This is a genomic window from Streptomyces lanatus (assembly GCF_014655715.1).
Lineage (GTDB): Bacteria > Actinomycetota > Actinomycetes > Streptomycetales > Streptomycetaceae > Streptomyces > Streptomyces lanatus.
This window is the reverse complement of record NZ_BNBM01000001.1, coordinates 314,926-326,758: the sequence shown is the minus strand read 5'-3', so window position 1 is coordinate 326,758 and position 11,833 is coordinate 314,926. Positions and strand designations below refer to the sequence as shown.

Below are 11,833 nucleotides of genomic sequence, written 5' to 3'. Positions count from 1 at the left end.
ACGTGCGGCTGCTCAGAGCCTCGCTTCTGTGCCTGTCACCTGCTCCATGCCACAACGACCACACGGCATGCCGATCTGCTGTGTCGTAGGGCGATTCGCCCACCCCAGGTCCGGTGGCATCCGGGTCGTTACAGCGGAAGGCGGAGGGCTGGGGACGACGAGGTCCCCGCTCTAAAGGCGAAGCAGGACCAAAACCTTCAGTGGCAGGCCCAGGTCGAGCAGGGAGGCGGTGGCCGAGCTGCCGATGAGGACGATCAGGCCGGAGACGGAGGACAGCGCGTCCGTGTAGAGGCCGATGCGGCCGTCCTCGGCGAGGCCGGGCACCCAGGCGTGGGCGGCGGGGACGGCCGGCATCTGGCCGAGGGTGAGCAGGACGACGTACCCGGCGGCGGGCAACAATCCCGCCACACCCGCCCAGCAGCCAGGACAGGGCTGCCTGGGAGCCGGTCGCGCTCTGCACCTCGTTCGGCAGGGTGAGGTGGAGCTGGTCGTAGGCGTTGCAGGTGGGTGCCGTACGCGCAGCAAGAGGGCGGGGCGGGCGCCCCACGCCGCGAGCTGCTCCTGGACGCGCTGGAGGTGCGCGAGGAGGCTCCCTCCGGGACGGACGAGCTCCGCCGCACCGAGATCGCGCAGGAAGGCAACGGCCTGAGCGGATGCGCAGGGGAAGCCAGACACGGGCGGGCTCCTTCCGTCGCTCGGGTCGGCACCCGTCCGTGCCTTCGCCCGGAGCCCGGACCGCGAGAAGACGCCGGACGGGTTGCCGTTGCCTATGGCGGACACCGCCACTGGCCCTTCCGATGAATCGCTGTTGGTCAGCGCAGCCGGTCCTTGGCCTTGTAGTACGCCCCGCCGAACGGCAGGAACCAGGCGGTGCCGTTGTAGAAGGGCACGGGAACCTTGGGGAAGCCAAGGTCACGCAAGGGGTTGGCCTCCGGCTTGCCGTCCATCATCTCGGCGACCGCCCGGCCCATGTACGTGGCCATCTGGACTCCATGACCGCAGTACCCCATGGAGTAGTACAGGCCCTTGGCCCCCTCGGCCTCACCCGCGTGTGGGATGCGGTCCCAGGAGAAGCCGACCATGCCGCCCCAGACGTAGTCGACCCGGACGCCCGCCAGTTGCGGGAAGATCTCCGCCATCTCCCGCTTCAGGACGTCCCCGCTCTTCACGTCGGAGGCCGGGTCGGAGGGCGCGAAACGGGCCCGGCCACCGAAGGCGAGGCGGTTGTCGGGGGTGAGGCGGATGTAATGGCCGACGTTCTTGGAGTCGACCACCAGGCGCCCGTTGGGAATGATCTCGCGAGCGCGTGCCTCGCCGAGCGGCTCGGTGACGATGATGAAGCTGCCGACGTTGATCAGCCGCTTCCGGAACCAGGGCAGCGCCTTGTCGGTGTAGGCGTCGGTGGCCGCCATGACCTGCTTGGCGCGGATGGGGCCGTGCATGGTCTCGACGAGGAAGCCGCCGCGGGTCCTCGTCAGGCCCGTGGCGGCGTTCCGTTCGTGGATGTCCGCACCGGCGCGTTCGGCGGCCTCGGCCAGGCCATGGACGAACTTGCCCACATGCAGGGCCGCGCCGAGGGGGTCGAGAAGGGCGCCGTGGTAGTAGTCCGAGCCGAGTTCGGCGCGCAGTTCGTTCTTGGTCAGCAATACCGTGTCGTGGCCGTAGTTCTCGGCCAGATCGCGCTGCTTGGCCCGCATGGCGTCGAAGTGCTGGGGCTTGAAGGCGACGCCGAGGCGCCCGGCACGGTGGAAGTCGCAGTCGATCTTCTCCTTGACCGCGAGCTCCTCGACGAGGTCCACCGCGTCGCGGAACGCATCGTAGATCTCACGGGCGCGCTCCATCCCGTAGCGCTTGCGCGCCTCGGTCGGGCTGATGGTGATGCCGGGGTTGCAGTGACTGCCGTTGCGCCCTGAGGCGCCCGAGCCGACCTTGTCCTTCTCGACGAGGACGACCCGGGCGCCCTTGCGGGCGGCGTGGTAGGCGGTGGACAGTCCGGTGAGGCCGCCGCCGATGACCACCACGTCGGCCTCGTCCGGCAGGTCCTTTCCGGACCGGTCGGGCAGGGCGGGAGCGGTGTCGAGCCAGTAGGGGATCTGCTTCATGGCGCGTCCTTTGCGTTCTTATCCTGTGTCGCCGTGTCGCCGTGTCGCCGTGTCGCCGTGTCGCCGTGGTGTCAGCAGCCGAGCAGGGCCGGCAGGCCGGACAGGTCGGGCAGCTCGTCGTAGGGCTGGTAGTCGGCGCTGCCGCTGTGGAATTCGTAGCGGTTGATCCACACGCGGCGAGCGAGGCCGAGATCGCGGGTGGGGATGAGGTCGTACTCCCAGCCCTGGGCGACGTGGATGACCTGCGACGGCTCGACGCCCATGGTCTGGAAGGCATACTCGAAGGCCTGACGATCCGGCTTGTAGGCGCCTGCCTGCTGGGCGGTGATGACATGGTCGAACTCGACGCCCATGTTGGCCACGTTCTGGGCGATGAGGTCGTCGTCCGTGTTGGAGATGATGGCGATCTCGTACCGGGACTTCAGTGCCCGCAGGGCGGCCGGGACCTCGGGGTGGGGACCGAAGGTGGGCACGGCCGCGACCAGGGCCTCGCCGTCGGACTTCCGGTACTCCAGGCCGTGCAGACGCATGGCTGCCTCCAGGCTGGAGGGCAGCAACTCGCGGAATGGGCGGTAGGCCTCCAGGACGGCCTGGAACCGCATGACGCGGAAGTCGTCGAGGAACTCGTCGACGTTCAGGCCGTCCAGGTCCAGCCGGTCGGCCAGGACCTTCAGGGTGGTGGGGCCGAGCTGGAAGTCGACCAGGGTGCCGTAGGCATCGAAGGTGACGATCTGACGCATGGTGTTCAACCTCTTTCCGGGCATATCAGACACCCTGTTCGTCGGGAGTCACGATTTCGTCGAGTGCGGTCAGGTCCGCCGCATCGGGGGTTCAGGAGGCGGCCGCTACGTTGGCGGCGACCTGTTTGGGGGGATGCGGGCTGGGAGCCCGAGGGGCCGCCGCTGGAGGACGAGCCCCCGGACAGGGCCGGGGACGGTGAATGCTGATCAGGTGGTCGGCGGCAGCACCATTACTGCTCCGAGTGCGATGAGCCTTTCTCCAACCCGAGGTGATGCGTCAGTGAAGCACCGTGGAGAATCCGGCAACAAGGGACGTGAGGCCGCGAGATCGACCGCGTATTTTGTGCCTGTGCACAATTTCCTGTCAGGAACCTGGTGCGGCTCCCGCCCGAACCGGCTGAGTCTCTGAGCGGCACCGCGAGCGGCTCCGGTACGAACTGCCGCCGATTGCCGCTGCCGCCCGGCGGCGTGACCGGGCTGCCGGCCGCGTAGGCCGTCGGCCTCATGAAGGGCAGCAATCGGTGGATCAGTACACCGTCGCCCGGAAGCGGGCGCCCGCGTCCGTCTCCAGCCAAGCCAGGGCGAGGACCAGCCGGGCGGCGTCGTTCGGCCTGGACAGCTTCAGCCCGGTCGCCTCTTCCGCGGCCTGCAGGCGATTGCCCACCGTGTTCCGGTGACGGTAGGTGCGTGCGGCCACCTCGGCGACCGAGCCCAGGTCGAGGTACCAGCGCAGGGTCTCGACGATGCTGTCGCTGTCGCGCAGCCCGAGGAGTGGGCGCAGCACGCCGGTGGCCATCGCACCGGTGAGCTCCTCTTGCGCCGACATGATCGCCCCGACCCAGTGGCCCTCCACGTGTCGCACTCCAGGTTGCGCGGAGCTGCGGATCGCGGCCCGTGCGAACCGGATGCCCCGTGCCGTCAGCGCCAGCCCGGGGACTTCCGCGATGCCGCAGCGCCACGGAGCGAACGGCCGGAGCATGGCAAGCATGGCCTCTTGATCGCACCGTCCGTGGCGGATGACGCCGAGGAGTTCGTCGCCCATCCACCCGAAGTGACGCAGCAGGCCGCCCCGACGCAGCGCATCGTCGACCTGGGACAGAGCCGGGTCCCCGGTGGGAACGGATTCGACCACGACCACGGTCAGGGCGACGTGCTCGGAGAAGCCCAGCAACGTCGAGGCCTCGGCGACCGTGGAGGGATCGTGCTCCCCTTCCAGGACGAGGCGGCTGAAGGCGCGGTTGCGTACCTCCGTACGACGGCTCGCCAGGTCGCGCTCGGTGCGGCGGTAGGCGTCGACGACTTCGACGCTGTTGGCGTCCGTCGCCTCCCAGACGCGGATCAACCCGTCGAGGAAGTCGGGATCGGCGCTGATGCCACGTGCTCGCCCCTCCGCGAGCACGGCCTCCCACAGGGTCCTGAGGTCCAGCTGGAAGGAGTGCATCAGAGCGGTCAGGGGAAACGCCTGTTCCGCCCGCTCGCGTCCCACGTCCTCGGTGGCGCGCGAGACCGTCCGGGGCACGGGACCGCCGGCCAGCCGGGTGAGGGCGAGTTCGAGGGTTCGTCTCATCCCCTCCCGTTTCTGGACCGGGTCCCAGTCCGCCGACGCGTAGGCGGCCTCCCCGGCTTCCAGCTGTTCGAGAGCACGAGAGGTCAGTTCGTCGAGTCGTTCCTCGAGGAGCTGGCGCGCGATCGCCTGCACGGCGTCGTGGCGGGCCCCACCCTGACGGCGTCCCGGGCCGCTCATGAGGACCGCCTTTCCCGACGACAGCCGTCACCGGACGGATACGGGGCCGTCTCCGGGAAATGCCGCTGACATGCCGGTGGGGCTCCCTGACAGAAATTGTGCACAGGCACAAAATACGGGGTCGATGTCGCGGCCTCGCGTCCCTTGTTGCCGGATTCTCCGCGGGGTTTCATTTTGACGCGTCACCTCGGGTTGGAGAGGGCTCGAGGCAGAGCGGGATCGAGACCACCCCAGGACTTCCACAGACTACGAGGAGCTCAAGGCGAGGGTCGAGGACCAGAACGTCGCGGGCCCCTGCAGCGGTACATCGAGGAGTACGAGACGGGGGAGTTCGCCTGGCCCTGCCTGTCGTCGACGTGGTCGCGCAACTCGGCGCGGCGAGGAGATCTGCGCAACCCCTGAAGCGATCGAGACTCAGCGGCGGCAGCCCAGCCCTGCCCCCTCCTCCCAGGAGCCGCATCGACCCGAGCGTAGTGACGCAGGCCCACGGTGATGAGTGACCTGACGACGAGAGAGAGAACGCACCGATGACCTCAGCGACCACCACCGGCCAGGACGGAACGGCCATCCCCGGTCACACCGGCCAACTGCCGGGCTCGCTCCTCGATGACGTGCTGCGGCAGTCCTTCGGACTCGAGGGATATGTCCAGCACCCACTGGGAGGGGAGGTCGACCAGAACGTCCGGATCACCGGCGATGACGGCATGCGCTACTTCGTACGGGTCACCCGCGCGGAGCCGGACTCGGCCGACGTCCTCTGGCAGAACGCACTCTTCCGGCATCTGGCCTCCACCGTTCCCGACCTTCCGGTGCCACGACTGGTCCCGACACGCGAGGGGAAGTACCTTGCCGACGTCGTCCACGAGGGCCGAACGCACGTGATCCGCGTGATGAGCTGGCTTGAGGGCCGGGTCCTGGCGGAGCTCGACGACCACCCCGCGGCGCTTCTGCGTCAGCTGGGAGAAGCCGCTGGACGGCTGAGCCTCGGACTCTCCAGCATGGAGCCACCGGTGGGCCTGGAACCGCACGACTGGGACATGCGCAGGGCCGCCGAGATCGTCGAGGCGTCGCTGCACGCCGTACAGGACACGGACCGGCGGGAGTCGGTGCGCACGATCATGGGCTGGTACGACGATCTCCTGCCGGCCTTGGACCGACTGCCGCGGAGCGTCCTGCACCAGGATCTCAACGACGCCAACGTTCTGGCCGACGCCGACGAGGACGGGGTGCTGCGGATCTCGGGCATCGTCGACCTGGGCGACTCGCTCTACAGTGTGCGCGCGGCGGAGGTGGCGATCGCGGCGGGCTACGCCATGGTCCGCAAGGCCGACCCCCTCGCCGCGGCGGCCGAAGTCGTGGCCGGCTTCCACTCGGTGCTCCCCCTCACGGCGGAGGAGCTGGCGGCTGTCTATCCGTTGGCGGCCGCCCGGCTGTGCATGAACGCCGTGACGTGGACGCGCCGGGTCGCCGAGAGCGACACGCCGTACGGGCGAACCCGCGTGCAACACACCTGGCCGACGATCGCGCAGGTGGCCGCGGTCTGCCCCGACGTCGCCGAGGCGACGTTCCGGGTCGCCTGTGGACTCCCCCGGACGCCGGAGCAGGGGGCTTTGGAAGGGGTCTTGGCAGAGGCGGCCCGAGACGGTGCCCCGCACACACCGGCCCCGCGGCTGCTCGACCTGCGACCGGCAAGTGATCTTTACGACGACGTCGACTGGCACGATGCGAGTGCGGTGCGTGTGCGCATCGACGACGCCCTCGACGGCCGGCGGCGGCGGGGCTACGTGCCCCACCTCAGCGCATCGCTGCTCCTGGGGGGCCGGCGCCGCCCAGGAGCCGACGAGCCCGCGACGGTTCAGGTCGGCGGCTCGCTGATCGTGGCAGACGCCGAGGAAGTTGCCAGCCCGCTGTCCGGCGTCGTCGAGGCCCAGGGTGGCCCCGGTATGCCGTTGGTGCTGCGCCATGCGGTCGAGGGGCTGGAGTTCTGGACGTGCTGGTGGGGACTCGACGACTCGCCGCCTGTCGGGGCGGGAGTCCCGGCCGGGGCGCCCTTGGGACGCGCCGGCGCGAGCGATGAGACGGACCCGCTCGGCCCCCGCGTCCAGGTGCAGGTCCACCGCACCGCACGGATGGCCACGTGGCCGCCGCCTCGTGCCGTGCCGCCCTCCGTACGGCAGGTGTGGAGCCACCTGTCACCCGACCCCGCCCGGCTCCTCGGGTTCACCGAGTCCCCCGCCGCGGCCCCCACCATCGACGACCTCGTCTCAGTGCGCCGTCGCCACATCGCCCGCTCCCAGCGCAACTACTACCGCAACCCCATGAACCTGGTGCGTGGGCGGGACGTGTGGTTCCACGACGAGGACGGCCTGGCCTACCTGGACTCGCTGAACAACGTCACCCACGTCGGCCATGCCGAGCCACGGGTGACGGCCGCCGCCACCCGGCAGCTGCGCAAGCTCAACACCAACAGCCGTTTCGTCTACCCGCAGATCGCCAGCTACGTGCAGAAGTTGGTAGCCACCCTGCCCGACCCGCTCGAGGTCGTCTTCCTCGTGTGCACGGGCAGCGAGGCGAACGACCTGGCGCTGCGGATCGCCCGCCAGGTGACAGGTCGTCAGCACATCGTCAACATCGACGGCGCGTACCACGGAAACACCGGTGTGGTGACCGGGATCAGCCCGAACCGCTACAAGGGCCCCGGCGGCGCCGGCGCACCCGCCACCACCCACGAGGTCGTCATCCCGGACCGCTACCGCGGCACCTACGGGTACGACGACGCGGACGCCGGAGCCAAGTACGCGCGCGACGCCGCGGCAGTCATCGAGCGGATCTCGGCCGACGGCCGAGCCCCAGCCGCCTTCATCGCCGAGTCCCTGATGGGATCGGGTGGGAACATCGTGTTCCCCGACGGCTACCTCGATGGCGTGTTCACCGCTGCCAGGCGGGCGGGCGCCCTGTGCATCTCCGACGAGGTCCAGGTCGGCGTCGGACGACTCGGGCCCTGGTGGGGGTTCGAGCTCCAGGGGGTGGTCCCGGACATCGTCACGATGGGCAAGCCGCTCGGGAACGGGCACCCCCTCGCGGCGGTGGTCACGACTCGGGAGATCGCCGACGCGTTCGACACGGGCATGAAGTACTTCAACACCTTCGGCGGCAACCCGGTCTCCTGCGCGATCGGCGAGGCCGTGCTCGACATCGTCGAGCAGGACGGGCTGAGGGAGAACGCCGTGAGCGTGGGCGGGTACTTCGCCCAGTCACTGCGCGAGCTCCAGCGGCGCCAACCGCTCATCGGCGACGTGCGGGCACAAGGGCTCTACCTCGGCGTCGAACTGGTCCGTGACCGCACCACCAAAACGCCGGCCACGGAGCAGGCCTTCATGGTCACCGAGCTCATGAAGGAGCGAGGCGTCATCGTCTTCCCCAATGGCGTGCACGACAACGTACTGAAGATCAAACCGCCCATGACCTTCCGCCGCGAGCACGTGGATCTCTACGTCGACGCGCTGGACGAGGTCCTGTCCCTGCCCGAACTGCGCTCGGCCGTCCAGTCCTGAGACGGGCAACCGTCCACGGAGGCAGTGAACGAGAGGGGCCCGCGCAACGCGAGAAGTTCCCTGCCGGCCGGCTTCTCCGGACAGGGCTGCAGGTTCTCGCCTGTCCGAACGAGGTAAGTCATGACCCTGACCATCGGCGTGCTGCGGGCCGGGCCCGGCCGGCTGCTGGAACCGGACGGCATCGCCGGCCAGGTGGTGATCTGCCCTGTGGCAAATCCCCCGGCCGTTTACGGGGGCAGGCTCAACATCTCCCCGCTGGGGGGAATGGCCCACGCGGTCGGATACGAGTGGGTCATCTTCGGCACCAGCCCGGACGGCGGCAACAGCCACGCCGCGGCGAACCGGCAGGGCGTCCCCGCGATCCTCGTCGAGACCGGGCAACTCGGCGACCGCGACCCCGTCACCGTGCGCAGGCTCCTCGACGCCCTGTACCGGATCCTGCACCACCTCGGTGTCATCGAGGCGCCGCAGGACCTCGCACCGGTGACCGTACCGCCACGCGACTGGATCTGGACGGGCGAGGTCGAATCTCCGGCCGCAGGCCTCTGGTACCCCGACGCGGTCACCGGTGACGAGGTGACCGAGGGGCAGACCATCGGCCGCATCATCGACCCGATCGACGGCACCGAGCACAAGGTCACCGCCACCGCCACCGGAACGATCATCTACGGCATGAACGGGCTCTCCGTCCGCCCCGGCACGGAACTCGCCGCCATCGCTGCCCCGCACCACTGACGGGCCGCATGCCCGCCCACTGATTCGAGGATGCGCGTCCATCAAAATAATTGCGTGTGCATGCTCTCGTTTCCAGCTGATGCGGGCCGAGGATTTCCCCGGCCCGCATCAGTCGTTCGTACGGCTCATTGATCGGTGCCGTCGCTGGGCTTAGCCTCACCGCATGGTGCACAGCACGGCGGACGATGTCGACGCCTATCTCGCCGAGGTGCAGCCCGAGCGCGCGGAGGCCCTGACGAAGCTCAGGGAGCTGTGCCGCGCGGAGCTTCAGGGGTTCAGCGAGGACATGAAGTACGGGATGCCCACCTACCAGCGTGACGGTGAGCCCGAGATCGCGTTCGCGAGCCAGCGGCAGTACATCTCCTTCTATCTGATGCGCACCGATGTCCGGGACGCGTTCGAGGAGCGGCTGGCCGAACAGGACATGGGCAAGGGCTGCCTGCGCTTCCGTAAGCCGGAGAAGATCGACTTCGAGCTGGTCCGGGATCTGCTGCGGGCCACCGCGAGCGGACCCGGCCCGATCTGCTGACGCGCCGGCTCAGTCGTCGTCCGGGTTCCTCGGCCAGGGCCGCCCCGTGATGCGTTCGATGTCGGTGTTGAACTGACGTAGATCGGCGATGAACCGCCCCAGCCGCTCAGGCGTCCAGTCGGCCACGACCGTCGACAGGCCGGTGACGATGCCGGCGCGCTGCTCGGACAGGAGCCTCAGGCCCTCGTCCGTGATGCGGAACTTGCGGGCGACGCCGCCGGTCGGGTCGAGGGTCCGCTCCACCAGGCCGTTGCGCAGCAGGGCCGAGGTCTGGCGGGTGAACGTGGACGCCGCGAGTCCGAAGGCCTCGACGAAGTCCGGGATGGACATGGGGCCCTGGGCCTCGAGTCTGTTGAGCAGGACGTAGGCGCTCTGGTCCAGTGGGTCGCCGCCGCGCGGGCCCCGCGGCGCCCGCATCTCCTTGTGGCGGGTGAGGATCAGCAGTTCACGCTCGATGCGTTCCGCGGCCCCTCGGGCATCCATGCCGACCTCCTTCCCGGCCGCACGGCCGGGTCCCCGACTCCCCGAAGCCCTCACCCTACGGTCGGATTGCGCCATACATCGAAAGTGCATCATGCACTCTTGATGCATGATGCACCACGTGCGTAGCGTGCGTGCTGTGAACGCTTCCGCGTCGCTCACCCGCCTCTCCCTCCCCCCCCCACACGCACGTCCCCCCACCCAAGGTGATGACAGATGCGCGAGAACGACCTGCTCAGGCTGCCTCTGCCCAGTGACAACCCGTTGGAGCCGCCCGCCGATTGGGAGCGACTGCGCAGTCGGTGTCCGGTGGCCACCGTCGAACTGCCCAGCGGTGACAAGGCGACCTATCTGACGCGCTACGACCACGTCAAAGCACTGCTGGCCGACCCCCGTTTCGTCCGGCCGACCGCCGAGGACGCGGGTGCCGCCCGTATCGCGCCCGAAGGGGCCGGTGGTCCCGCCGCGGACGGGAGTTCGCCCCTGGCCCTTCCCGACCGCGGCGAGCCGCACCTGCGTTGGCGGCGGCAGGTGGGCAAGTACTTCACCGCCAAGCGCATGACCGCCCTGCGCCCCGGCATGGTGCGCACCGCCGAGGGCCTCGTCGACGACGTGGTCCGGCAGGGACAGCCCGCCGACCTCAAGGCAGGCCTCGGCTTCCCGCTGCCCGTCTACGTCATCTGCGACATCCTGGGTGTCCCCGCCGCCGACCGGGACCGCTTCTCGCACTGGTCCGACGCCTTCCTCAACGTCAGCCGCTACACCGGCGAGCAGACCCGGGCGGCGTACGACGAGTTCGCCGAGTACATGGCGGCGCACATCGCGGTGACGCGCACCGAACCCGGTGACGACCTGATCAGCATGGTGATCAAGGAGAGCGAGGGGGAGGGGCAGGGGCTGACCGACGACGAACTGCTCGGCACCGCCATGGGGCTGCTCGTCGCCGGGCACGAGACCACCGCCAACATGATCGGCAAGATGGTCGCCATGCTGCTCGCCGACCGCACCCGTTGGGAGCGGCTGCTGGCCGACCCCACCCTCGTGCGCACCGCGGTCGACGAGGCCCTGCGCTTCGACGCCAACCTCGGCTTCGGGATCCGGCGTTATCTCACCGAGGACGTCGAGGTCGACGGCGAGTTGCTGCCGAGCGGCACGACCGTGGTGTGCAGCATGCCCGCCGCCAACCGGGACGAGCGGGTCTTCGACGACGCCGACGACATGCTGCTGTCCCGGTCCCCGAACCCGCATCTGACGTTCGGCTCCGGCCCGCACTCGTGCCTCGGCCAGAGCCTCGCGCGCACCGAACTCCAGGTCACCCTCGACGTGCTGCTCCGCAAGCTGCCGACCCTGCGACTGGACGTCGGCGTCGACGAGTTGCGGCGGGTCGAGGGACTCCTCGTCGGCGGGCTGAGCACGGTGCCCGTGCGGTGGTGACCGGAACGGCGGGAGAAGGAAGGCGACAGCGGTGAAAGTCCATGTGGATCAGGACCGGTGCTGCGGCGCCGGACAGTGCGTGCTGATCGCACCCGAGGTCTTCGACCAGCGTGACGAGGACGGCATCGTCACCCTGCTCGACCCCAGCCCCGCGGCGCAGGAACACGCCGCCACCCGCGAGGCGGCCGCCGTCTGCCCCGCGGCCGCCATCACCATCGACGACGACGAGTAGCCCCTCACGCCGGGGCCCACCGCCTCGCTGAAAAATCGCGTGCCTCGGCACGGCCCGGCTCCCTACACTCGCCACATCATCACGCGCCGCCCCTCCGTTCGGCGGCGCTTCATCGTGACGAGTCGAGGGGAGCCGGGCCGTGCCTGACCGCACCGCTTTCGTCGTCTCCCCCTGCCGGTACGAGGTGATCCTCGTGTCCTCGTCCGCCCGGTGCCCGCTGCGCGGCCGGTACCGGATGCCCGTGACGAGCCTCTGACAGCGCCCGAGCACCCCGAAAGAACTT

General features: G+C 69.5%; 9 protein-coding genes and 2 pseudogenes. 5 read left to right on the top strand and 6 right to left on the bottom strand.

Annotation, left to right across the window (positions count from 1 at the left end):
* Window positions 1-171: 171 nt before the first annotated feature.
* The 5 genes and pseudogenes from IE325_RS01435 to IE325_RS01420 form a co-directional block, all read right to left on the bottom strand.
* Window positions 172-524 (bottom strand): annotated as a pseudogene (locus tag IE325_RS01435) (MFS transporter); the annotation flags it as partial.
* A gap of 52 nt (window positions 525-576) precedes the next feature.
* Window positions 577-675 (bottom strand): annotated as a pseudogene (locus tag IE325_RS46940) (DUF6817 domain-containing protein); the annotation flags it as partial.
* Between the two features lie 137 nt (window positions 676-812).
* Entirely contained in the window at window positions 813-2,102 is a 1,290-nt protein-coding gene (locus tag IE325_RS01430; RefSeq protein ID WP_190067778.1) for an NAD(P)/FAD-dependent oxidoreductase, read from the bottom strand.
* A 71-nt stretch (window positions 2,103-2,173) separates the two neighbouring features.
* On the bottom strand, window positions 2,174-2,842 hold the full coding sequence (locus IE325_RS01425; protein WP_190067777.1) for a haloacid dehalogenase type II: 669 nt from the start codon (window positions 2,840-2,842) through the stop codon (window positions 2,174-2,176).
* Window positions 2,843-3,368: 526 nt separating this feature from the next.
* Window positions 3,369-4,586, bottom strand: coding sequence for an RsbRD N-terminal domain-containing protein (locus IE325_RS01420; RefSeq protein ID WP_190067776.1), 1,218 nt, complete (start codon window positions 4,584-4,586; stop codon window positions 3,369-3,371).
* 527 nt (window positions 4,587-5,113) lie between these two features.
* Between IE325_RS01420 and IE325_RS01415 the strand changes: the two genes are divergently transcribed.
* From IE325_RS01415 to IE325_RS01405, 3 genes are all read left to right on the top strand, one after another.
* Window positions 5,114-8,140: an aminotransferase class III-fold pyridoxal phosphate-dependent enzyme gene (locus IE325_RS01415; protein ID WP_190067775.1), complete on the top strand. Its 3,027-nt coding sequence runs from the start codon at window positions 5,114-5,116 to the stop codon at window positions 8,138-8,140.
* A 120-nt stretch (window positions 8,141-8,260) separates the two neighbouring features.
* Window positions 8,261-8,875 (top strand): succinylglutamate desuccinylase/aspartoacylase family protein, encoded by a 615-nt coding sequence (locus tag IE325_RS01410; RefSeq protein WP_190067774.1) that lies wholly within the window; start codon window positions 8,261-8,263, stop codon window positions 8,873-8,875.
* A 163-nt stretch (window positions 8,876-9,038) separates the two neighbouring features.
* Window positions 9,039-9,404 carry an iron chaperone gene (locus IE325_RS01405; protein WP_190067773.1) on the top strand — a complete coding sequence of 122 codons (366 nt, stop codon included), beginning with the start codon at window positions 9,039-9,041 and terminating at the stop codon, window positions 9,402-9,404.
* 9 nt (window positions 9,405-9,413) lie between these two features.
* On the opposite strand, the gene IE325_RS01400 is transcribed toward IE325_RS01405, so the two are convergent.
* Window positions 9,414-9,887, bottom strand: a complete 474-nt coding sequence (locus tag IE325_RS01400) for a MarR family winged helix-turn-helix transcriptional regulator (protein ID WP_190067772.1) — start codon at window positions 9,885-9,887, stop codon at window positions 9,414-9,416.
* Window positions 9,888-10,100: 213 nt separating this feature from the next.
* On the opposite strand from IE325_RS01400, the gene IE325_RS01395 reads away from it, so the two are divergent.
* Both IE325_RS01395 and IE325_RS01390 read left to right on the top strand, forming a co-directional pair.
* Complete coding sequence (locus IE325_RS01395) at window positions 10,101-11,318, top strand: cytochrome P450 (RefSeq protein ID WP_190067771.1); 1,218 nt, start codon at window positions 10,101-10,103, stop codon at window positions 11,316-11,318.
* Between the two features lie 31 nt (window positions 11,319-11,349).
* Window positions 11,350-11,550, top strand: coding sequence for a ferredoxin (locus IE325_RS01390; RefSeq protein ID WP_190067770.1), 201 nt, complete (start codon window positions 11,350-11,352; stop codon window positions 11,548-11,550).
* Window positions 11,551-11,833: the final 283 nt, after the last annotated feature.